Consider the following 22829-nt stretch of genomic DNA (forward strand, 5'->3'; position numbering starts at 1 on the left):
CCTCGCCGAATTTATCAGCCATCACCTTGGTTAACGCCGCCGTTAACGTCGTCTTACCGTGATCGACGTGACCGATCGTTCCTACATTCACATGCGGTTTCGTTCGTTCAAATTTTTCCTTTGACATCAGCTGACCCTCTTAAAGAATAAATGTCCAGTAAAAATCACACACCGAAATGTATTGCGCTTCCCGTCTAGTACCGTTGGTACCGGCAACCCCAGAGCGGGAATAAATTATAATTAACGCAGTTTCAATTAACTCAATTCTGGAGCCCATAACCGGATTTGAACCGGTGACCTCTTCCTTACCAAGGAAGTGCTCTACCTCCTGAGCTATATGGGCAAACCCTTATATGTCGCAACAGCCCACGCAACATTCCACAATAAGTTACATACACGTTTGCCGCAACAACTTTAACTCTTTAGCCGCACGTTTTTCACGTACCGGGGGAAACGTCAACTCCCCAAAAAATTGGAGCGGGTGATGGGGATCGAACCCACATCATCAGCTTGGAAGGCTGAGGTTCTACCATTGAACTACACCCGCACAACCACATCACCCGATGTTTTTACGACCTTCCCCGCTTACGAAGCAGAAACCCGTAGTTGTTTTTGTTCTCAGGCCGATGCGCTCCACGCACCAGACCAAATTCTTTACTTCCTTGAGGTTCAGCATTTACAGCACCTCCAGACGTGCTAAGCTGAACATTGACACGAAATTTAATTCACATCACCCAAAAATACTTTCCAGATGGTGGAGGGGGGAGGATTCGAACCTCCGAAGGCGGAGCCAGCAGATTTACAGTCTGCCCCCTTTGGCCACTCGGGAACCCCTCCCAAAAAGGAAGCGCCGTAGTGTGATGGAAATCCAACCTTGTGTCAACAGCTTACCTCCCTTAGTATTGCGTTTATTTTAAAAAAATTGGTTTCAAAGGCACTTACGGCAGAATGACCACAATTAAAGAAGAAGATTTTATCTCCAGTATTTGTGATTCCTTGCAATATATTTCTTATTACCATCCCCCGGATTTCATCCGAGCCTTAACTCGTGCCTATGAAAACGAAGCGTCCGCAGCGGCGAAAAATGCGCTTGCTCAGATACTTATAAACTCTCGAATGTGCGCAGAGGGACATCGACCCATCTGTCAAGACACCGGGATTGTGGTGGTGTTCCTGGAAGTCGGCATGGATGTACATTGGCAGGCCGGACGCAGCGTGGAAGAAATGATTAACCTGGGCGTTCGTCAAGCCTACACCGATCCAAACAACCCTTTGCGCGCTTCCGTGCTCAGCGACCCTATTGGTAAACGTATCAACACCAAAGACAATACACCGGCGGTTGTACACACTACCTTGGTCCCGGGAACAGAGGTAAAAGTACATATTGCCGCCAAGGGAGGTGGCTCGGAAAATAAAGCCCGCTTCGTCAATCTCAACCCCAGCGACGATATTGCCCAATGGGTAGTCGACACCCTGCCCGGCATGGGTGCAGGCTGGTGCCCACCGGGGATCTTGGGCCTTGGGGTTGGCGGCACCGCAGAGAAGGCCATGCTGCTGGCCAAACGCGCCCTCATGGACCCTATTGATATTCAGGAACTGATCGCACGCGGACCGACAAACGCACTGGAAGAATTACGCCTGGATATTTACCAACAGGTCAATGCACTGGGCATCGGCGCCCAGGGTCTGGGCGGCCTCTGCACGGTATTGGACGTTAAAATACTGGAATACCCCACCCACGCCGCATCCAAACCAGTGGCCATGATCCCCAATTGCGCCGCCACCCGTCATATCCATTTCACATTAGACGGTAGCGGCCCCGCGATTTTACCCCCTCCAAACCTGGATCAATGGCCCAACATCACGGAAGATAGCAGCAAGACATCCCGCAAGGTCAACTTGGATACGCTCAACAAAGAAGCCATTGCTCAATGGCAACCGGGGGAAACACTGCTCATAAGCGGCACCATCCTCACAGGACGGGATGCTGCCCACAAACGACTGGTCTCACTGATTGAGGCAAACAAACCATTGCCTTCAGGCGTGGATTTCAAGAACCGCTTTATTTACTACGTAGGCCCGGTGGATCCAACCGGCAACGAGGTGGTAGGCCCCGCCGGCCCCACAACGGCCACACGTATGGATAAATTTACAGACACCCTGTTACAACACGTCCCTCTACTGGGGATGATCGGCAAAGCAGAGCGAGGACCGCAAGCTATCGAGGCGATCAAAAAACATCGGGTGGTTTATTTAATCGCCACCGGCGGAGCGGCTTACCTGGTTTCCAAGGCCATTCGCAGCGCTAAAGTGGTGGCCTTTGAAGACTTGGGCATGGAAGCAATACACGAGTTCGTGGTTGAGGATATGCCCGTTACCGTCGCGGTGGATGTCATGGGCCAATCAGTGCATCAGACCGGTCCGCAACACTGGCGCGAAAAAATACAAAACATCCGGGTTCAATTTAAACCCTAGAATTTAAATCGAGCATTTACGTCCCAGCAACGGCCGCAATTTTCGCTATCTCTTTTCTCAATGGGCTCTCTTGTCACTCTCGTGACTTAAAAAAAGCGCCAAGCCTATTAGAGCTATCCCGGCAGCCAAATAAAGTAAATCCAAGCTATCCTTGAATTGCATACGTATAGCAAATTCAAAAAACCGTACAATAAGTATCATCAGAATGACTTTGGCCAAACGTGCTTTCAAGTCATCCAGACTGTTAATAATCAAGACATTGGACGCAGTTTCGGATTTTTCCGCTGCATCAATTCGACTAATAAACAGCTCATACAAACCCAAGGCAAAAATCAACAACACTGTAGCCAACAAATAACCGTCGACGATTTCTACAATGTGTGTAATGGTCTGACTGCGCAATTCAGTCCTGGAGTTTCCCTGTATCGATGGATCCGCGTATTGAACAAAATGCACCACTGTATAAAACGCGTCCACTGTCGCCATATAAAACATGGTCAAGGAACAAAACAAACTGGCAATTACGGCGAACAATACGATGAACCGGCTTCGCCACAACATCCCCTCAAAAATACTTTCACACTTGCTTGCAAACTGGCTCATTGGCTTTGCTCTCGACACCCACAAAAAAGTCGCAGTGTATCACTTATGTCGGCGCTGACACATCCCCGGCTTTACCCAAACAAAACACTAAGACTGCACCACCCAGTGCAATCACCCAGGAAATATATAGCCACAAAAGAAAAATCGGGATCACCGACACGGCTCCGTAGACGATTTCATAGGTTGGGAACTGCAACAAATACCAGGCAAAGGCGCGCTTGGCCAATTCAAACAACATGGCAGCCACAGCTCCACCGATCAAAGCGTGGCGCATCAGTACAGGCGCATTGGGCACAAACTTATACACCAAGGTCATTCCCACAACCGAAAAAGCAAAAGGCAAAAAATGCTTCAGGCCGGCGCCTAAGGATGCAGCCGTATCAATCAAGGGCAGGGTTAGCACGTAGGATGTGGCACCTATGCCTACCACAATTAGCACCGGTCCCAGTGTTAACACCCCCGCGTACAACAGGACACTAAAATACAAGGGGCGACTCTCCCCGACCTGCCAAATGGTATTCACCGTTTCGTGCACCGCGTGCATTAACAAAAATGCCGTGACCACCAAAACCGCCCCACCCACGCCGGTGAGATTTTCCGTTTGCGCTGCAAACTGGGTTAGATAATCCTGCAACACCTGTCCCGTACTGGGCACAAAGTTACGAAATACAAAGTCCTGCAAAATGGCAGGAACCTGGTCAAACAATGGCAGAATCGACAGAACGGAAAGAATCACCACTAACAGCGGCACTAATGATAACAAAGTGGTATACGCAAGGGATGCAGCCAGGTCAAAACAATGCACCCGTCGAAAATGATAATAAACATCACGGGCCAGACACCAAAAGCGCCTGAACCAACGGAGACAAAAGTGGATGACCTGTTTAATTTGCGGGTTGCTGAGCGGCATTTTGTTGCGCTTGCATTGCCTGTTCCTTGGCCGCAACCGCGTTATCGCGTGCTTCGCTGTATTCGCCCTCTTGCAGGGCCTCCTCGGCTTTGAACAGCAACTGCTTGGCTTTGCTTAAATTCTCCTGAGTCTCGCCATTGAGTACAGTTTGCGCCGCCTGTATCGCTTGGCGTGCATCACTCATTTCCTGTACCGGCGCCTGGGCGCAGGCAGCGAGCAACAGCAGTAATGCGCCCATACCAATTCGTTTTGCCATAAGATAACGTGACCCCTCCCGATGAAAAATCAACCTAACAGAGCCCGAATGTACTGTCAATACTGTCAAGAAAGCCCCGCAATTAACCCCCACCGGGATCTAATTACACCAACAGACATAGCACTCACTTTGAAAAAACTATACACTGCTCAACCCGTTATGTATCGTTGCCAAAACTGGAACCTGTCTGGAGCCAAAGACCATGAGCATAAAGATCCATCACAACCCTCGCTGTTCAAAATCACGCCAAACCCTGGAACTGCTACAACAAAATGGCACAGCACCCACCGTCGTGGACTATCTCAACCACCCACCCAGCACAGCAGAGCTGAAACAACTGCTGGCCATGCTTAATATGACTCCCAGAGACTTAATGCGTAAGAATGAAAAAGAATACAAAGACAATAACTTAGATGACACTTCCCTGAGCGATGAACAACTCATAGACGCCATGCACCGCATTCCCAAATTGATTGAACGCCCCATCGTTATCAAGGACGGACGCGCCGTGATTGGCCGCCCTCCGGAAAAGGTGTTGGAGCTATTATAGTGCAAATTCTGATCTTATATTACAGCCGTCATGGCTCGGTACAACACATGGCCCAATTAATCGCCAGGGGCGTTGAAGAAATTCCGGGCGCCGAGGCCGTCATTCGCACCGTGCCTGCCGTATCCAGCGTGTGTGAAGCAGTGGAGCCTGAAGTCCCCGACAGCGGAGCTCCTTATGCCGATGTGGAAGATCTGCAACGTTGCAGTGCTATTGCCCTGGGCAGTCCCACCCGCTTCGGAAATATGGCAGCGGCACTGAAATATTTTCTGGACGGCAGTAGCGCACCCTGGCTGGGCGGTGCCTTAAACGGAAAACCTGCGGCGGTGTTCACCTCCACCGCCGGCATGCATGGCGGTCAGGAGGCAACATTACTGTCTATGATGATTCCCTTGTTACACCATGGCGCCTTGATTACCGGCCTACCTTACAGCGAGACGGATTTGCTGCACACCCAGAGCGGGGGCACGCCTTATGGCGCCAGCCACGTTGCCGGCCCTGACAACGATCGCCCCTTTAGCGAGGAAGAAGAACGTTTGTGCAAAGCCCTAGGCCGGCGTCTGGCTATGACTGCGCAAAAGCTGGCTCAATGATTCATCCAGCAGGGATTTAACAAAAGGAACCGTCAGCTTACGCTTGGCTGCGAGACTGGCTTGATCAATATGCTCTAAAATACGCATCAGCGAATCCATATCGCGAGGGCAGCGCCGCAGGATAAAACCGGCCACATCCGGGGATAACAACAAACCGCGCAACTTGGCTCGCAACTGCAAGACCTGAATTTTTTCCGCTTCATCCAACGGTTTAATTTGCAGTATCAAACCCCAACTGAGCCGAGACTGCAAATCCATTAAACCCAAACCCAGGTCCTCCGGCTTAGCATTGGCACTCACCAACAAGGGCACTTGCGATTGACGTAAGTTATTGTATAAATGAAACAATGCCTCTTCCCAACGGGGCTGCCCGACGATTCGGTGCACATCATCCACACACACCAGGGCAGCCTGATCCAGACCTTCCAGCATCGCCGTGTCGAACTGTGCTACCTGACTCATAGGCAAGTACGCAACGGACCGACCACCCCGAGCAGCCAACCGAGAGGCCGCTTGCAACAGATGAGACTTTCCCAAGGCGTTCCCACCGGATAAGTACACAAACGGCTCATCGCGGTGTTGGGCCAAGCTCTGGATATGACTCACCACCTCGGCATTTCGCCCCCCAAAAAAACTATCAAAGCTTGCATTGTCGTTAATACCGATGTGTAACGGCAGTTGACTACTCATTATCATGTCTACTTATCTGTATCTGGTTTATTTACCGGATCGACAGGATCAGCTGTTGCATCCACTGGAACCTCCTCCGCTGACAGAACCTGCGGTGACGGCGGTAATGGTTGCGACACCACGGATTCTTCCTGATCCACAGCAACGTCCGGCTGTGGCGGTGCAGCCCCCGGCGGCCCGGTAGCTTCACCTACTGCGCCATACAAACCGCTCTGGGTATATTGTTCCAGCAAGTGCCTTAATACCACCATGATAACCGCTGCCACCGGCAGAGCGAGCAAAATCCCCACGAACCCAAATAACTGCCCGCCCGCCATGACAGCAAATATCACCGCCACCGGGTGTAGGCCGATTTTGTCCCCCACCAACATGGGGGTTAATACCATCCCTTCCAACATTTGCCCCACAGCAAATACACCGGCCACCAGCAGCAAGGAAAATACATCATGAAACTGCATGAATGCAGCGACACCCGCCAAAACGATACCCACGATAAACCCAAGATAGGGTACAAAACTGACCAAACCGGCGGTCATGCCAATGAGAAACGCCAAATCCAAACCCACTAACCACAAACCCAGGGAATAAACCAAACCCAATACCAACATCACCACCAGCTGACCACGCAAAAAAGCACCCAACACTTCATCTGATTGGCGGGTCAGCTTGACAATAACCGGTTCGGATTGCCGCGGTAGCAACGCGTGAACCCGCGCCACCAAATTGTCCCAGTCCCTAAGCAAATAAAAGGTTACCACGGGCACCAAGATAGCATTGGCAATCCAAGCCAGCATGGTCACACCCGAGTGGGAAACGGCCTGCACCAAATGTTTTGCCACGCCACCCACTTGACGCCAGTTCTCCAACACGGCGCTTTTCATCGCGCTCATGTCTTTTTGCTGCGGATCCAAATTGAGGGTTTGACTGAGGACGGGTACCAACTTGTGCTGCAACCAATCCATATATTGAGGCAACCTGGCAATCAACGCACTTAATTGTTGCTCCAACAACGGCAACATGATGACGGGGATGGCAATCAAAACAACAAAGATGGCCAGAAACACCAACACCACCGCCCAGGTTCTGGGCAGCTTGCGGGCTTCCAGACGATCCACCAGAGGATCCCCCAGATAGGCCAACAATGCACCGGTTAAGAAAGGTGACAACACCGGTGCCAGCATGTAAACCAACGCCAGCAGTACCGAGAATATTAAAATCCAATGCCAGGCTTTCGATTCAGTGATCACGTTTGCTCTGTATGCTCCGTTTACCCCAGTGAATGACGTAGCCAATGCCACTGATCAGCACCGTCGCCAATACTGCGTATATCAGCCCATCAATCACCACGGACGGCAGTTTGAAAAAACCTTCCGATGCCACAATCACAACCACCAATACAATTTGCAAAAAGGTATTGGTTTTACTGATCCAGGATGGCTCCAGCTCGAAGCGGCCAATAAAATAATGATACGCCACCCCACCCACCACAATGACCAAATCACGTGCAATTATCGCCGCCAGCAACCACATTGGAATGAGACTCAACCAAGCCAGCGCAATGTACGAACCCACTAATAACAGTTTGTCTGCCAACGGATCCAAAATGCTACCTAAGCGGCTTTGCCAAGCGTTACGCTTGGCCAGATAGCCGTCTAAACCGTCGGAAATACCGGCAATGGTGAACAACAACAAGGCGAACTGAAACTGCCGCTCCAGCAGCAACCAGACAACCGGAGCCACCAACACCACACGAATTATGGTGATGGCATTGGGAATATCACTGGCTTTCACTGCATTAACCGGTACTTAAAGTCACTGTCGTCCTGTTCGATGGGTTGTTGTATGGCAAGAGGATCGTTGGGATTGACCGTGGCAAGCGGTACTTCTTTAAGTACATTACCTAGGGCAATGATGCGCACGACACCGTCGGCGTTGCCACGAATTTTGAGTCGATACCGCGCAGCGCCATCGGAGATGGTTTGCGGTAATACGGCTTGTACCGGTTGCAAAGACTGTAAATAGTCATTGATACGCGCGTATTGCTCCAACGAATTGACACCTTGTATGGACAAACGCATTTCCCCACCACTATCATCGTCCAATATAACGGCATAACGCGACGCCAGCGTTCCCGTTACCTGCGCCAAACTTAAACGGATGATTTCTTCTGCAAAACGACCTTGCGATTCCCAAGTAATTGGCTCGCTACCTTCATAAAGACTCCATCGGGCTGTCCAAATATCGCTCCGAGACAAACTCATCCGCCCCACCAGAATCGCTTCTGCCGGATAGCGTTGTGATGCGACTTCAATAGGATCCTGAAATCCGCCCCACACATCCGAAAAACTCAATTGACGTTGATCCTGAAGATCCATCAGCGGCAGCACCAAGGCCAAACCCTGACGTTTGGCTTCATATCTGAGCAGCGCCCCGAACTCTTCACGACCACCGGAACCCAGTAAAAAACGGCCCCCGTCCTGCTCCACCGCCAACCACACCAAGGTGGACGGCCGGGTTCTTCCCCACACCGGTTGGCTGTTGTCGCGTAGAATCTTATTGATGGATTTTTCATCAAAAAGTAACCACAACACCTGATTGCGACTTTGATTGGGGTTGGCGTTCTTTACATCCGCCGGGCGTCGATACAAAAACTGCTGTAAGTAGCTACCGGCTTTACCCATTGCGTCCCGAATAGCGTCAATAGTAATCACTTGTGGATTTCCACTGACTTTGATGAAAACCTCACCTAAGCCCTCACTCATGGCTTTGCTGCGCTCAGACTTGGACTGATTGGGCACACTGATTTCAGCCTCATACAAGCCGTCAACGATAGCGCTCATGGCGAGATGGGGCAGGAGTAGTGTGCAGACACTCAATAAATAGAAGATATTTTTCATGGAATTGAAGGAATTATCTGTTGTCATTGGTTCATAGAGTTTAATAGAGAATGGTGCCAAGGTCGAATTTTCTGAGCATCCTACCTGCAATCCCCTTGCCACAGCAGCTATGACCACAGAGACACCCCATTAGTTGCCGTAAAGCTCTTGTGTTCCGGTTAATTTTCCTTAACATAGCGCCCTTGCCACAAGCGTAAAAGGTTATTTCGTGACTAATCCCAAGAAACCCCACAATCCGGACAAGCCGGATGGAGCCCTGAGCTACAAAAGTGCCGGTGTTGATATTGAAGCGGGCAACCGACTCGTGGAAAGAATTAAACCCATCGCTCAAAAAACGCGCCGTCCGGAAGTTTTGGCCGGACTGGGCGGTTTTGGATCTCTGTTCAGCCTGCCCAGCCAATACAAAGAACCGGTCCTGGTGGCCGGAACCGACGGTGTGGGCACCAAGCTTAAACTTGCCACTCAATTAGGTATTCACGACAGCATTGGTATCGATCTGGTGGCCATGTGTGTTAATGACCTCATTGTCCAGGGGGCTGAGCCTCTATTTTTCTTGGATTATTACGCTACCGGTGCCTTGGATGTGGATGTGGCTGAGCAAGTGGTCGCGGGCATAGGCCGTGGCTGCGAATTAGCCGGTGCTGCCCTGGTGGGTGGAGAAACGGCCGAAATGCCAGGCATGTACCAAAGCGGTGATTATGATCTGGCCGGTTTTTGTGTCGGGATTGTTGAAAAAAGCCGTATTATCGACGGCAGTAAAGTTCAAGCCGGGGATCAGCTCATTGGCCTGACCTCATCCGGACCCCATTCCAATGGTTATTCTCTGATTCGAAAAATCCTGGAAAATTCAAACACCTCACTCCAAAGCCCAGTGGCAGGCACCGATGACGACACCACCCTGGCCGAGGCCCTGTTAAAACCTACCCGAATCTACGTCAAATCCCTCCTGTCCCTGCTGCAAGCGGTGGATGTCCATGCCATGGCCCATATAACCGGCGGCGGCTTGACTGAGAATTTACCTCGGGTATTACCCACACATCACAAAGCGATCATTCGTCGTGACAGCTGGCAGTGGCCGCCCGTATTCGCTTGGTTACAACAACAAGGAAATGTTGCAACCGATGAAATGTTGACCACATTTAATTGTGGTATTGGCATGGTATTGTGTATTGCCGAAACGGATATGGACGCTGCGATCAAATCTTTGGAAAACAGTGGCGAAACCGCAATCAAACTAGGACACATTGACACGGATGAAGGTGAGCAACCCCATGTCGAGTTTATCTAGCGGATGCTTTCTTCCTTAACAACGGTGGTGTTAATCTCCGGCGATGGTAGCAATTTACAGACATTGATTGACCAATTACACAGCACCGATGCGCCGGTCACCATCAAAGCTGTCATCAGCAATAAAGCACAAGCTCACGGCTTGGTGCGGGCAGAAAAAGCAAACATTCCAACCCACACCGTTTCCCATGCCCAATTCCCTGAGCGCCGGGATTTTGATCGGGAACTGATACGCACAATTGATGCTTACCAGCCACAGTTGGTGATACTGGCGGGTTTTATGCGCATCCTTACCGCAGAGTTTGTACAACACTACCGGGATCGTTTAATCAATATACACCCTTCCCTGTTACCCCAATTTCGAGGGCTCAACACACATGCGCGAGCCTTGCAGGCAGCAGTGCGCGAACATGGCGCCAGTGTCCATTTTGTCACCGAAGATCTGGACAGCGGACCCGTTGCTGTCCAAGCCGCAGTGCCGGTATTGGACGGCGATACAGAGCAATCCTTGTCTCAACGGGTGTTGCAACAAGAGCATATCATCTACCCTTTAGCCGTTTTGTGGATTGCCGAAGGGCGCTTGAAAATTCATAACGAACAATTGTTTTTCGACAATAAGGAACTGAACCATCCAATTAGAATCAAACCGGAATAATCGTTGCAAAACTGCTTATAAACCCGGCAGCTACAAGGGAAGGTAATCCTCGGCCTCTTGGCCGGTTTCCGGTCTATACTACAATGTATAACCGCAGCATGGAGGAAACCTCGATTTACTATCAACCCACATACAAATCGGCTTATTGGCCCATGATTTTATTCGTTACCCATCAACCGAAACCAAAGTGCCTGCCTGTTCACAATCGGTTCGCCGGCAAAACAACAACGCCTCCGCCGTCCTTTTGCATCATCACGCTTGCTTACTGCTTACTTATTTTATGGTATGCGATTGGATCAGCAACTATCGCCGCCGGCCCCAAAGCGCAAGAAACCGCTGTGTATGTTTTCAATGCCAACTACAGCGTAACAAAAGACGGACTCCCCATCGCCAGTTCCAAGCGCAGTTTGACAAGAGTCGACACAAGCACATTTGAATTTACTTCAGAAACCAAGTCCGTGGGTGTTGCCAAGTTCTTTTCTGACGCCCATATTTATGAGCTCAGCCGCTGGAACATGGACAACGGCCGGATTAGACCGCAAAAATACCTGTACAAGAATCAAAGCAGTCAAAAAAAGCGTCTCGTCGAATTGGTGTTTGACTGGGATAAAAACATCATCACCAATATCATCAATGGTTCGCCATGGACAATGGCAATAGCACCTGATGTCAAAGACAAACTGTCTTATCAAATCCAAATAACGCTTGATTTGAACAACCAATCCATTCCTAAAGAACTAAGCTATAAGGTTGCAGACGGCGGCAAAATCAAAACCTACCGCTTGCAAGTGCACGGCATCGAAGTCCTGGAAATCAATGGCCGGCAATACAATGCAATAAAACTAAGCAGAAAAAACAAGGATCGAATCACCACATTCTGGTGCGCTGTCAAACTCATGCATCTACCCGTAAAAATAACGCAACAACTTAAAGACGGCAGCGTGATCACCGCAACCATGGAAGAACTGTTGTCGTTCAAGCCGGTACAACTACTACCACATAAAACTACCGCACCGGTAAAACTACAACAGTAAAACGTGAATAATTCCCTTTAAACAACACCACTTAGCCGTTATTGTTTAAGCATGCTTTGGTCGTGCCTCACCCCAATGAATGCTAAAACAGGACATTTAAACCATGACATCATTAAAAATTGTCGAACACCACAGGGAAGTAAATAGGGACACAAAAGCCACACCCCATCTCACCAAGCGCGAAACAGAAATTCTGCATTGGCTGAGTCAAGGAAAAAGCTCACTGGAAATCAGCATCATCCTCAGCATCTGTGAAAGCACGGTAAAATTTCATGTAAACAACACCCTGGAAAAACTACAGGCATCCAACCGCACCCACGCGGTCGCCAAGGCTTTGAGGCAAAAACTGATTTGAGAATCTGTCGTAGTTGCCTCTGGAAACACCTTTAGTCGGTATTTTGAAGCTTCTTATTCACAGCTGCTGACGGACCTTTATTTGTCTGAGGATTGTGGTTGTCGGCACTGATGCGGCTGGCGATCGGACCGCTCTGATCACGATATTTCGCATCGCTACGCTTACGATAAGGCCGGTCCGCGACACCGGACATGGGTTCAAAACTGATGGCCCCAATACCCATTCCCGGCCGTAATGCTAAGGGTAATTTACCGGAGTTGAAAAATTCCAGCACGATATTACCACTCCAACCCGGATCAATACGGTGAGCGGTCACATGCACCATCAGCCCCAAGCGGGCCAAACTGGAACGACCGTCCAACCAACCCACAATATCATCGGGTAGCGTAACGGATTCCAGAGTGATCCCCAACGCCAATTCGCCGGGATGCAGGAAAAACGCCTGACCATCATCGATTATGATTTCGTCACTCATCACCTGCTCTATCGCCGCATCCACTTCGGCCCGGCTTCCGCTCAAATCGATAAAGGGGATGCCATGGGAACTGAAATTGCGAAACCGCCTGCCTAAGCGCAGGTCCACACTGACACCGCTGATGGCATTGTCGTCCGGCCTGGGGTCTACTTTTATCCGACCTTGCGCAAAAGCCGCAAGAATATCCCGATCACACAGTCTCATTTTTTACTCCGCCCGCGCTGCAGCGGGAAGCGATCAATTATTTTGAATCACGATATTGGGGAATTTTGCGCTGAATTCCTTAGCCCTCAAGGACAATTTGGCCGCCATACGCCGGGCGATTTCTCGATAGCTCCTGGCAATCGCCCCGTCAGGGTCAACGGCCACGGTGGGGCGGCCACTGTCCACTTCTTCTCGAATTTTAATATCCAAAGGCAGTGAACCAATAAAATCCACCCCGTATTGATCCGACATACTCTGGCCGCCACCCTTACCAAAAATATGTTCCTCATGACCGCATTGACTGCAAATGTGAATACTCATATTTTCCACAATGCCCAGCACATGGACATCCACTTTCTCAAACATTTTCAGCGCCTTTTTCGCATCCAGCAAGGCAATATCCTGCGGTGTTGTGACAATAACGGCACCACTGACCGGAACTTTTTGCGCCAGAGTCAATTGAATATCACCCGTGCCCGGAGGTAAATCGATGATCAAATAATCAACATCTTTCCACTGAGTATCGTTAAGTAACTGCTCCAGTGCCTGGGTCACCATGGGCCCGCGCCAGATCATGGGAGTTTCCTCCTCGACCAGATAACCGATCGACATGGATTGAATCCCATGTCCCACCAGAGGTTCCAGACTTTTCCCGTCCTTTGATTCCGGTTTCGCATTAACCCCCAGCATGCGAGGCTGACTGGGTCCATAAATATCCGCATCCAAAATACCCACGGTCGCCCCTTCGGCTGCCAGGGCACAGGCAAGATTGACGGCTGTAGTGGATTTGCCCACCCCGCCTTTACCGGACGCTATCGCGATAATGTTTTTTACGCCCGCTATGGGTTTTACCCCTTTTTGTGCGGTATGGGCCTCCACTTTGCTGGATATGGATATTTCCACTTGAGCCACACCTTCCAGCGCAGCCACTTTTTCTTTGAGCTGTGCCTCTAATTGCGCCACATGACCTGCTGCCGGAAAACCCAGCACAATTTCCACATTGACTTTGTCGCCATCTATGGCAATGTTCTTCACACACTTGGCGGACACCAGGTCCTGCCCTAAACAGGGATCAATATATTGCTGAATTGCGGCATTTATCTGATCACGGGTTACACTTGCCATGGCAGTTTTACTCCTAGTTTGGTCAAGCCGACAGGCTTGGGATTCTGTGTTCATTCCAAAGATGACAACGTGAGGGCAAGTTTACACGATTTAAACCCAATATCGTAATATTCTTGTATAATCATATATCTGGCACGGCAACAGCCGCAGCATTTGTATGCCATTATTACATTAACGCTCTGAAAAAAAAGACCAAAGCCATGACTCCAAATTGCCGTAAAATCCTTGTCACCAGCGCATTACCCTACGCCAATGGCTCCATTCACCTGGGCCATATGGTGGAATACATCCAAACCGATATCTGGGTGCGATTCCAGAAAATGCGCGGCCATGAATGCATTTATGTTTGCGCCGATGACGCTCACGGTACTCCCGTCATGCTGCGAGCTCAGGCTGAAGGCATCAGTCCGGAAACCTTGGTACAACGCATTGGCAAGGAACATATCAGCGATTTCAACGATTTCCATATCGCCTTTGATAATTTTCACAGTACCCACTCCGAGGAAAACCGCCAGCTGGCGGAGACTATCTACGAGCGCCTGCAGCAACGCGGCCACATTAGCCGTAAAACCATCAAACAGGCCTATGACCCGGAAAAACAAATGTTTCTACCGGATCGTTTTGTCAAAGGGACGTGTCCCAAATGCAAAACCGAAGACCAGTATGGCGACAATTGCGAAGCCTGTGGCGAAACTTACTCTCCAATGGATTTAATCAACCCGGTGTCCGCTATTTCCGGTGCCACGCCGGTGGAAAAAGAATCAGAACACTTTTTCTTCAAGCTCAATGACTTCGAGCATATGTTGAAAAAGTGGACCCATGCGGGTCACCTGCAACCGGAAGTCGCCAATAAACTGGACGAATGGTTTGATGTGGGCCTGGCGGAATGGGATATCTCCCGTGATAGCCCCTATTTTGGTTTTGAGATACCCGGCGCCCCCGGCAAGTATTTTTATGTGTGGCTGGACGCTCCCATGGGGTATTTCGCCAGCTTCAAAAACCTGTGCGATCGCCGTGAAGACCTGGACTTTGACGAGTACATGGACCCGGAAAGCATGACCGAGCTGTATCATTTTATTGGCAAAGATATTATCCGCTTTCATGCCTTATTCTGGCCTGCGGTATTGGCAGGCAGTGGCTTTCGCACTCCCAACGCCATTTATGCTCACGGCTTTCTCACCATTAATGGTCAAAAGATGTCCAAATCGCGCGGGACTTTTGTGAACGCCAGGGATTATTTAAACCATTTGAATCCTGAGTACTTGCGCTACTATTTTGCCGCCAAACTCAACAGCCGCATTGATGACCTGGATCTGAACTTTGACGATTTTGTCAATCGGGTCAATTCGGATCTGGTGGGAAAAATGGTCAACATCGCCAGCCGTTGCGCCAAACTCATGAAGCGTTTCGATAACACCCTCTCCAGCCAGTGCAGCGAACCGACATTACTGCGACAGTTCACTGACAGCGCGGACCGTATCGCTGATTTTTACGATCAAAGAGAATACGGCCACGCCATGCGCGAAATCATGGCCTTGGCGGATGCAGCCAATCAATACATCGACAAAATGGAACCTTGGGTTTTGGCAAAACAGGAAGGCCAGGAACAACATGTTCAGGACATTTGCAGCATGGGCATTAATTTGTTCAAAGTGCTCATGACCTACTTAAAACCGGTCCTACCGGCCATGGCGCACGAAGCAGAGTTGTTTCTCAATTGTGAAGCTTTGAGTTGGCACAACTACCACGTGCCTTTGCTGGATCACAAAATTAATAAATTCCAACCGCTCATGACCCGAGTGGACCCGGCAAAGGTCGACGCAGTGCTGGCCGATACGCAAAAAAACGCTCAGGCCGGCACCGTGAAAAAAACCCCGGGAACCGCGACGGACGTGGACGCCATCGCGGAGACCATCCAATACGATGACTTCGCCAAAGTGGATTTACGCATTGCCAAGATTGTGGACGCTCAAAGTGTGCAAGGTGCCGACAAGCTATTGCAACTGACGCTGGATATAGGCGTGGAAACGCGTAATGTCTTTGCCGGAATTAAATCCGCCTACGATCCTAAAGACCTTATTGGTCAATATACCGTCATGGTAGCCAATTTGGCGCCACGCAAAATGCGCTTCGGCCTGTCCGAAGGCATGGTACTGGCCGCCGGTCCCGGCGGAAAAGACCTGTATATATTACATCCGGATAGTGGTGCTAAGCCCGGAATGCGTGTTAAATAGCTTAACTTCCATTTAACAACACTTTTAACAACATTTCGATACAGGGCCAGACGACCCGAAAACATGAAAGAGTATGCATTAATACTGATCAGTACAGTGTTGGTTAATAATTTTGTTCTGGTGAAATTCCTGGGCTTATGCCCGTTTATGGGCGTCTCTCGTAAATTGGAAACCGCCACCGGCATGGCACTGGCAACCACTTTTGTACTGACACTGTCTTCGGCAACCAGTTATGTGGTCAATGAGTTTCTACTCATTCCGCTGGACCTTGAGTATTTGCGTACCATTACCTTTATATTAGTCATCGCGGTGGTGGTGCAATTTACGGAAATGTTTGTACACAAAACCAGCCCCTTGCTGTATCAGGTCTTAGGCATATTCCTACCCTTGATTACCACCAACTGCGCAGTGTTGGGTGTGGCTTTATTAAACATTCAGCAACAACACAGTTTTATGCAATCCATTGTTTATGGTTTTGGTGCTGCGGTGGGCTTTTCTCTGGTGTTGATTTTGTTTGCGTCTATGCGCGAACGCATCACGGTATCGGATGTCCCCGAAGCATTTAGGGGGCCGGCCATTGCACTGATCACGGCGGGACTCATGTCCTTAGCATTCATGGGTTTTTCAGGGCTGGATTGATGTTGGCAGCGATACTGGCATTGGGTGCGCTGGCGGTGGTTTTCGGACTGATACTGGGATATGCCGCCATTCGTTATAAGGTGGAAGGCGATCCACTGGTAGAAAAAATAGACGCCTTGCTACCCCAAACCCAATGCGGCCAATGCACCTACCCCGGCTGCCGCCCCTATGCCAATGCCATTGCCAAAGGTGAGGCAGACATTAACCAATGCCCACCGGGCGGCGAGACCACTATTATTGCGTTAGCGGACCTCTTAGGCAAAGACCCTAAACCCCTGAACCCGGAAAATGGTGCAGAAAAACCGCCACGGGTTGCCATCATTGACGAACAAGTGTGTATTGGCTGCACCCTGTGCATACAAGCCTGCCCGGTGGATGCTATTTTAGGCGCTGCCAAGCAAATGCACACTGTGATAGAAGAAGAGTGCACCGGCTGTGATTTGTGCGTGCCTCCGTGCCCGGTCGACTGCATCGACATGGTGGAAATTAACCCCAATCTGGAAACCTGGACCTGGAACTATCCGGCCACCAGCAAAACCAAGCTTCAGTCCTCCGGAGGCAAACTATGATCCGGCGTCTGTTTAATTTCCACGGCGGCGTGCATTTACGTCAACATAAAACCGCCACCCTGGCCAAACCCATCAAAGATGCGGAACTGCCGCAACAACTGGTGTTACCCTTACAACAACACATTGGCCACGCAGCGGAACCCGTGGTCAAGGTAGGCGATTATGTATACCGCAACCAACTCATTGCGCGAGCGGTAAGCGGCATCAGCGCACCGGTGCACGCTCCCAGTTCCGGTAAGGTCATTGCGCTGGAACCTCGCCCGGTTCCACACCCGTCCGGCTTGCAAGCACCCTGCATCGTTATAGAAACAGATGGCAAAGACCAGGATCAACCACAATCCATAGAGCCGCTTAAGGTGGAGGATTTGTCACCACAACAATTGCGCGATCAAATCCATGCGGCGGGCATCGTCGGCCTGGGTGGCGCCGGTTTTCCCAGCTCCATCAAACTGGATCCCGATGAAAAAGTCGTGGATTTGCTGATCATTAACGGAGCGGAATGCGAACCCTATATCACCTGTGATGAAATGCTCATCCGCGAACACACAGAGGAAATCGTCCAAGGACTGATGATTATGCGCAAAGCGCTGCAGGCACAGCATTGCATCATTGCAGTGGAAAATAAAAAGGCCAAAGCACTGCTGTACCTGGAAGCCGTGCTCGAAGAAATGAGTCTGGATTTCGTAGAGCTGGTATCCGTACCCACAGTATATCCGGCAGGTGGTGAAAAGCAGCTGGTACAGGTCATCACCGGCAAGGAAGTCCCCAGCCAGGGATTGCCCTTGGACATCAATATTGTCTGTCACAATGTGGGAACCGCCTATGCGGTAGCCCGAGCCATCCACCACAACGAACCATTGACCTCGCGCATCATCACCGTTACCGGGAGTGTTGCCAAATCGCGCAATCTCCGGGTTCGCTTCGGTACGCCCATTGCCGAGCTGATCCAACAGTGCGGCGGTAACTGCAAAACCTTATCCAAAGTCATCATTGGCGGCCCTATGATGGGCATGGCGGTACACGACATTAATGCACCTGTGATCAAAACCAGCAATTGTATCCTGGCCATCTCTCTAATTAACGATGTACCGTTACCATCACGCCTGGATCAATCCTTACCTTGCATTCGTTGCGGTTTCTGCGCCGAAGCCTGTCCCATGAACCTGCTACCGCAACAATTGTATTGGTATGCCAAATCCAAAGATTTTGACAAAGTTCAGGATTACAACTTGTTTGATTGCATTGAATGCGGCTGCTGTGACTACGCTTGCCCCAGCCATATCCCTTTGGTGCACTACTACCGTTATGCCAAGACAGAAATTTGGAAACAAGAGCGCGAACAACAAAAATCAGACATTTCGCGGCAGCGCCATGAATTTCGCAATCTGCGCCTGGAACTGGAAAAGCAGGAAAAGGCCGCTCGACACAAACGCAAACAGCAAGCCATCAGCGGCAACACGACCGAGGACAAGAAAAAAGCTGCTATCCAAGCCGCCATGGAACGGGTTAAAGCCAAACGGGAACAAAGTTTAGTCCACGCAAAAAACACCGAAAATTTATCCGAAGAACAACAACGACTCATTGCCGAAGTGGACAAGCGTCGTTCCAATCCCGCATCGGGCAAACCAAAGCCACCGGAACAGGATACATGAGACTAAAAACGCCCACATCACCGCATATTCACGCCAATGTTTTCGTCACCACGGTTATGCTGCGGGTGCTCACCGCCCTGCTCCCGGCTGTGATAGCTTATGTGTGGTTTTTCGGCTGGGGTATTATCATTAATTTCCTTATTGCGGTAACCACAGGACTGGTAACCGAAGGACTGATGCTCAAAGCAAGGCAACGCCCCTTATTGCCATTTCTCAGTGACGGCAGCGTGGTGGTTACTGCCCTGTTGCTGGCTTTTTGCTTGCCTCCCCTAACCCCTTGGTGGATTACAGTAACCGGTATGTCGTTTGCTATCGTCGTCGCCAAACATTTATACGGCGGCCTGGGATACAATCCTTTTAACCCGGCTATGGTGGGATATGTAGTATTGCTCATTTCCTTCCCCAAGGAAATGAGCACCTGGCTACCGCCTAACATTCTTAACGATCTACAGGTCGGATTCAGTGATACCCTAAGCGCCATTTTCACCGGAAAATTACCTTATTTCCTAACCATCGACACAGTGTCCATGGCCACACCCCTGGATGAAATCAAAACCCAAATCGGCCTGGGAGAAACCGTAGAGGAAACCGTTAACCACAGTGCCTTGTTTGGCGACTTTGGCGGGGTCGGTTGGGAATGGATTGGTAACTGGATATTTTTAGGTGGCGTGTGGCTAATTTACCGCAGAGTCATCACCTGGCACGTACCCGTTGCCATGTTGGGCAGCATATTTGCCATTGCCAGCATTTTTTTCCTGATGGACAGTGATCACTACACCTCACCCATGTTCCATCTGTTTAGCGGTGCCACTCTATTGGGTGCTTTTTTTATTGCTACCGACCCGGTAAGCGGCTGCACCACCAAAACCGGACAATTGATCTACGGTGCCGGTGTTGGGATGCTGACTTATATAATTCGAGTCTGGGGCGGTTATCCTGACGGGGTGGGCTTTGCAATATTAATCATGAATATCGCCGCACCCACCATTGATTACTACACTCAACCCCGAGTGTACGGCCACAGCAGGAGTGAGTGATGCTGACGCAACATATGCTTCGCACTGCTGTGCTTCTGAGTTTCTTTGCAGTGATGGGTACAACACTGGTGGCAGTAACCCACCAGAACACCAAAGAAAAAATCGCCGCTGTGGAGCGGGAAACTTTATTGCGCAAACTTCATGCAGTCATGCCCGAACACAAGCATGATAATGATCTATTTTCAGACCTGATTACCGTGAGTGCGCCAAAGTTTTTAGGCACTGAAAAACCACGAGCCATATACCGCGCCAGGCTCAAAGGACAACCCACCGGCCTGATCCTGACACCCGTTGCCCCGGACGGTTATGGCGGTGACATCAAACTGCTGTTGGGCGTGGATTTTGACGGTCAAATTACCGGCGTACGTGTGCTGGACCATCGAGAAACCCCTGGTTTGGGAGACGGCATTGAAGAACGCCGCTCCCCATGGATATTTGCGTTTAACGGCAAAAGCCTGGAAAACCCTACGACGCCTAAATGGAAAGTGCAACGGGACGGTGGTGAATTCGATCAGTTCACTGGTGCCACCATCTCCCCCAGAGCCATTGTGAAAGCGATCCATAAGGCCTTGCAATACTATCGGCAAAATCGGGACTGGTTGTTTGAAAAAGATATGGGGCATGTGTTAACACCAGGCCCCATTCAATCCGATCCCTCATCCAACCCACCCCAATCCAGCCCTTCAAGTTCAGGACCATAAACATGAGCACAACCGACATGAGCACTTACAAAAAAATCGCTGCAGACGGTTTCTGGTATAACAATCCCGGGTTAGTGCAATTACTGGGTCTGTGTCCTTTACTGGCCGTCTCCGGCACCGTCGTCAACGCCTTGGGGCTGGGGCTGGCCACCACCCTGGTACTCATAGGCTCCAACGTCACGGTGTCCCTGATCCGTCACTGGGTCCGACCGGAGCTGCGCATCCCCGTGTTTGTCCTGGTCATAGCCTCCTTTGTAACCGCTGTGGAATTAAGCATGAAAGCTTATTTGCACGATTTGTTTTTAATCCTGGGCATATTCATTCCCCTGATCGTTACCAATTGCGCCATTATTGCTCGCGCCGAAGCCTTTGCCTCCAAAAATAATGCAGCCAAATCCTTTCTGGACGGCTTGACCATGGGCTTGGGATTCACTTTGGTACTGTTATGCCTGGGCGCCATACGCGAAGCCCTGGGACAAGGCACCTTATTCGCCAATATGGATTTAATGCTGGGCGAAGGCGCCAAATGGATGACCATTACCTTGGTGGAGGATTATCGCGGTTTTTTGCTGGCCATATTACCACCTGGCGCGTTCTTGGGATTGGGTGCGCTTATAGCCATCAAAAATGTCATCGACAAACGCATAAGCGCCAACCAGAAGTCCCAACAATCAGTCGAATCTTTAGTAGAAAACTCAGATTTACCCCAAGCCCACTAATCTCATTTGAGTATATAGAAAAATCAATTGCGTAAATAGAACGATCAACGGTGCTACTGGGGTGATTAACGGTAGTTTCTCGATGAAATCCACAACCGAATTTGATTATAATAGCCCTAAATAGAACGACAGCCGTCAAATAACAATATTAACAATTTGGGAGGCAATCTCCCTAACGAATACGTTACCAAAGGAAGCAGGATGTATCGTTGTGATCTGCGTAAAAACCTACAAGGCTTCAGTCTGCTGGAACTTATGGTTACCCTCGTCATTATAGGCATGCTTGCGGCGATAGCCGTCCCGCAATATAACCAATATATCGCCCAATCCACCCTTTCAAATGAAATCACGAAGCTAAGCGCCACGCGAATTGCCATGGAACAATTCAAACAGGCGCAAAGACGCTACAACGACAACCCAAACTCCGTCACTTGCGGGGTCAACGTTGCTGATTTTGACACGGACGCGTTCGCCTTTACTTGCACTACGCCCAATGATGGCAATTCTTTTACCGTGACGGCCACCAGCAAGGCTGGAGCAGGCTTAGGGGCAGCCGGTTCCTACGTATACACCATAGACCAGTTGGGTAATACCAACACGACGGCTTACCCCGGATTTACCACAGGGACATTACCCTGTCTTGCGTGGAGAAAGCCACATTGTTAACCTCCCGCCAGAAAAACCAGCGTGCCTTCACAATAATCGAATTGATGGTGACACTTGCGATATTGGGCATACTGTTAGGAATCGTCGTTCCGAGCATGCAGCAACTACTAACTGGCTCACGCCTGGATGATGCACTGCGTGATACGACACTGGTTTTTACCAAAGCCAAGAAGCTGGCTCAATTTGAGGGAATTCCCATTCGGGTAAAAATTGCCGTCGGCGGTGGCGCATTGGAAATTCGGGATACTACCGCAAACGCCAACCTGATCCAGTCAATCCCACTACCAGAAGTAACGGTCAGCACAAATCCTGTCAATACGGATTTCACGTTTGATACGGACGGGGTTCTGGAGGACAGCAAACTCAATACCACACTGATTTTAACGTCAAGCCAAGACAACACAAGAACGAAAATTCTAACTGTCGCCACTGCCTTCGGACAACTGAATGAAACCGATCCGGCTCCTCCGGCTCCAGTAAATTAGCATTACGACATCAGAGTTACT

Annotated in this window: 25 protein-coding genes, 3 tRNA genes and 1 pseudogene; 16 read left to right on the forward strand and 13 right to left on the reverse strand. The window is 50.0% G+C overall.

Annotated elements, in window-relative coordinates; genetic code table 11:
• The 4 genes from OEY58_01710 to OEY58_01725 all read right to left on the reverse strand — a co-directional run.
• Positions 1 to 127: GTP-binding protein (locus OEY58_01710; GenBank protein ID MDH5324161.1), on the reverse strand; the 127-nt coding region annotated here is incomplete at its 3' end.
• A 140-nt stretch (positions 128 to 267) separates the two neighbouring features.
• Positions 268 to 343 (reverse strand) — tRNA-Thr (locus OEY58_01715).
• A 130-nt stretch (positions 344 to 473) separates the two neighbouring features.
• Positions 474 to 547 (reverse strand) — tRNA-Gly (locus OEY58_01720).
• Between the two features lie 205 nt (positions 548 to 752).
• Positions 753 to 837, reverse strand: a tRNA-Tyr gene (locus OEY58_01725).
• A gap of 111 nt (positions 838 to 948) precedes the next feature.
• Between OEY58_01725 and OEY58_01730 the strand changes: the two genes are divergently transcribed.
• Entirely contained in the window at positions 949 to 2475 is a 1527-nt protein-coding gene (locus OEY58_01730) for a fumarate hydratase (protein MDH5324162.1), read from the forward strand.
• 57 nt (positions 2476 to 2532) lie between these two features.
• On the opposite strand, the gene OEY58_01735 is transcribed toward OEY58_01730, so the two are convergent.
• The 3 genes from OEY58_01735 to OEY58_01745 are packed head-to-tail and all read right to left on the reverse strand — an operon-like array spanning position 2533 to position 4244.
• Complete coding sequence (locus OEY58_01735) at positions 2533 to 3078, reverse strand: YqhA family protein (protein MDH5324163.1); 546 nt, start codon at positions 3076 to 3078, stop codon at positions 2533 to 2535.
• 43 nt (positions 3079 to 3121) lie between these two features.
• Positions 3122 to 3988, reverse strand: coding sequence for a YihY family inner membrane protein (locus OEY58_01740; protein MDH5324164.1), 867 nt, complete (start codon positions 3986 to 3988; stop codon positions 3122 to 3124).
• A complete protein-coding gene (locus OEY58_01745; protein ID MDH5324165.1) occupies positions 3963 to 4244 on the reverse strand; it encodes a DUF4398 domain-containing protein in 282 nt (93 codons plus the stop codon). Before OEY58_01745 ends, OEY58_01740 begins: the two co-directional genes overlap by 26 nt.
• Before the next feature lie 202 nt (positions 4245 to 4446).
• On the opposite strand from OEY58_01745, the gene arsC reads away from it, so the two are divergent.
• Together arsC and wrbA are read left to right on the forward strand one after the other, a co-directional pair.
• A complete protein-coding gene (gene arsC / locus OEY58_01750) occupies positions 4447 to 4794 on the forward strand; it encodes an arsenate reductase (glutaredoxin) (GenBank protein MDH5324166.1) in 348 nt (115 codons plus the stop codon).
• Positions 4791 to 5384, forward strand: a complete 594-nt coding sequence (gene wrbA / locus OEY58_01755) for an NAD(P)H:quinone oxidoreductase (protein ID MDH5324167.1) — start codon at positions 4791 to 4793, stop codon at positions 5382 to 5384. Before arsC ends, wrbA begins: the two co-directional genes overlap by 4 nt.
• Here wrbA and hda read toward each other — a convergent pair.
• Genes hda through OEY58_01775 form a run of 4 tightly spaced genes read right to left on the reverse strand, consistent with a single transcriptional unit; the run spans position 5340 to position 8998 of the window.
• Positions 5340 to 6074 carry a DnaA regulatory inactivator Hda gene (gene hda / locus OEY58_01760; GenBank protein ID MDH5324168.1) on the reverse strand — a complete coding sequence of 245 codons (735 nt, stop codon included), beginning with the start codon at positions 6072 to 6074 and terminating at the stop codon, positions 5340 to 5342. The genes wrbA and hda overlap by 45 nt on opposite strands.
• An 8-nt stretch (positions 6075 to 6082) precedes the next feature.
• Positions 6083 to 7321 carry an AI-2E family transporter gene (locus tag OEY58_01765; GenBank protein ID MDH5324169.1) on the reverse strand — a complete coding sequence of 413 codons (1239 nt, stop codon included), beginning with the start codon at positions 7319 to 7321 and terminating at the stop codon, positions 6083 to 6085.
• Positions 7311 to 7865: a CDP-alcohol phosphatidyltransferase family protein gene (locus tag OEY58_01770; protein ID MDH5324170.1), complete on the reverse strand. Its 555-nt coding sequence runs from the start codon at positions 7863 to 7865 to the stop codon at positions 7311 to 7313. The genes OEY58_01765 and OEY58_01770 overlap by 11 nt, the downstream gene beginning before the upstream one ends.
• Positions 7862 to 8998: a DUF2066 domain-containing protein gene (locus OEY58_01775; GenBank protein MDH5324171.1), complete on the reverse strand. Its 1137-nt coding sequence runs from the start codon at positions 8996 to 8998 to the stop codon at positions 7862 to 7864. Before OEY58_01775 ends, OEY58_01770 begins: the two co-directional genes overlap by 4 nt.
• 181 nt (positions 8999 to 9179) lie before the next feature.
• On the opposite strand from OEY58_01775, the gene purM reads away from it, so the two are divergent.
• The 4 genes and pseudogenes from purM to OEY58_01795 all read left to right on the forward strand — a co-directional run bounded on the left by purM (position 9180) and on the right by OEY58_01795 (position 12302).
• A complete protein-coding gene (gene purM, locus OEY58_01780; protein ID MDH5324172.1) occupies positions 9180 to 10259 on the forward strand; it encodes a phosphoribosylformylglycinamidine cyclo-ligase in 1080 nt (359 codons plus the stop codon).
• 3 nt (positions 10260 to 10262) lie between these two features.
• A complete protein-coding gene (gene purN, locus OEY58_01785) occupies positions 10263 to 10913 on the forward strand; it encodes a phosphoribosylglycinamide formyltransferase (protein ID MDH5324173.1) in 651 nt (216 codons plus the stop codon).
• 83 nt (positions 10914 to 10996) lie between these two features.
• Positions 10997 to 11947 carry a DUF3108 domain-containing protein gene (locus tag OEY58_01790; GenBank protein ID MDH5324174.1) on the forward strand — a complete coding sequence of 317 codons (951 nt, stop codon included), beginning with the start codon at positions 10997 to 10999 and terminating at the stop codon, positions 11945 to 11947.
• Between the two features lie 169 nt (positions 11948 to 12116).
• Positions 12117 to 12302 (forward strand): annotated as a pseudogene (locus tag OEY58_01795) (helix-turn-helix transcriptional regulator).
• A 31-nt stretch (positions 12303 to 12333) separates the two neighbouring features.
• On the opposite strand, the gene dcd reads toward OEY58_01795, so the two are convergent.
• Together dcd and apbC are read right to left on the reverse strand one after the other, a co-directional pair.
• Positions 12334 to 12981, reverse strand: coding sequence for a dCTP deaminase (gene dcd / locus OEY58_01800; protein ID MDH5324175.1), 648 nt, complete (start codon positions 12979 to 12981; stop codon positions 12334 to 12336).
• Positions 12982 to 13014: 33 nt separating this feature from the next.
• On the reverse strand, positions 13015 to 14106 hold the full coding sequence (apbC, locus tag OEY58_01805) for an iron-sulfur cluster carrier protein ApbC (protein ID MDH5324176.1): 1092 nt from the start codon (positions 14104 to 14106) through the stop codon (positions 13015 to 13017).
• 200 nt (positions 14107 to 14306) lie between these two features.
• Between apbC and metG the strand changes: the two genes are divergently transcribed.
• From metG to OEY58_01850, 9 genes are all read left to right on the forward strand, one after another.
• Complete coding sequence (gene metG / locus OEY58_01810; protein ID MDH5324177.1) at positions 14307 to 16340, forward strand: methionine--tRNA ligase; 2034 nt, start codon at positions 14307 to 14309, stop codon at positions 16338 to 16340.
• A gap of 63 nt (positions 16341 to 16403) precedes the next feature.
• A complete protein-coding gene (gene rsxA, locus OEY58_01815; GenBank protein MDH5324178.1) occupies positions 16404 to 16979 on the forward strand; it encodes an electron transport complex subunit RsxA in 576 nt (191 codons plus the stop codon).
• Positions 16979 to 17548, forward strand: coding sequence for an electron transport complex subunit RsxB (gene rsxB / locus OEY58_01820; protein MDH5324179.1), 570 nt, complete (start codon positions 16979 to 16981; stop codon positions 17546 to 17548). The genes rsxA and rsxB overlap by 1 nt, the downstream gene beginning before the upstream one ends.
• Positions 17545 to 19200 (forward strand): electron transport complex subunit RsxC, encoded by a 1656-nt coding sequence (gene rsxC, locus OEY58_01825; GenBank protein MDH5324180.1) that lies wholly within the window; start codon positions 17545 to 17547, stop codon positions 19198 to 19200. The genes rsxB and rsxC overlap by 4 nt, the downstream gene beginning before the upstream one ends.
• The gene (gene rsxD, locus OEY58_01830; GenBank protein ID MDH5324181.1) at positions 19197 to 20237 is read left to right on the forward strand and encodes an electron transport complex subunit RsxD; all 1041 of its coding nucleotides are present in this window, start codon (positions 19197 to 19199) and stop codon (positions 20235 to 20237) included. The genes rsxC and rsxD overlap by 4 nt, the downstream gene beginning before the upstream one ends.
• Positions 20237 to 20938, forward strand: coding sequence for an electron transport complex subunit RsxG (gene rsxG / locus OEY58_01835; protein ID MDH5324182.1), 702 nt, complete (start codon positions 20237 to 20239; stop codon positions 20936 to 20938). Before rsxD ends, rsxG begins: the two co-directional genes overlap by 1 nt.
• Before the next feature lie 2 nt (positions 20939 to 20940).
• Entirely contained in the window at positions 20941 to 21657 is a 717-nt protein-coding gene (locus OEY58_01840) for an electron transport complex subunit E (GenBank protein ID MDH5324183.1), read from the forward strand.
• 201 nt (positions 21658 to 21858) lie between these two features.
• On the forward strand, positions 21859 to 22323 hold the full coding sequence (locus OEY58_01845) for a prepilin-type N-terminal cleavage/methylation domain-containing protein (GenBank protein ID MDH5324184.1): 465 nt from the start codon (positions 21859 to 21861) through the stop codon (positions 22321 to 22323).
• A gap of 95 nt (positions 22324 to 22418) precedes the next feature.
• Positions 22419 to 22808 carry a hypothetical protein gene (locus OEY58_01850; protein MDH5324185.1) on the forward strand — a complete coding sequence of 130 codons (390 nt, stop codon included), beginning with the start codon at positions 22419 to 22421 and terminating at the stop codon, positions 22806 to 22808.
• Positions 22809 to 22829 lie beyond the last annotated feature (21 nt).

Source organism: Gammaproteobacteria bacterium, assembly GCA_029882975.1.
Classification (GTDB): domain Bacteria; phylum Pseudomonadota; class Gammaproteobacteria; order SZUA-152; family SZUA-152; genus JAJDNG01.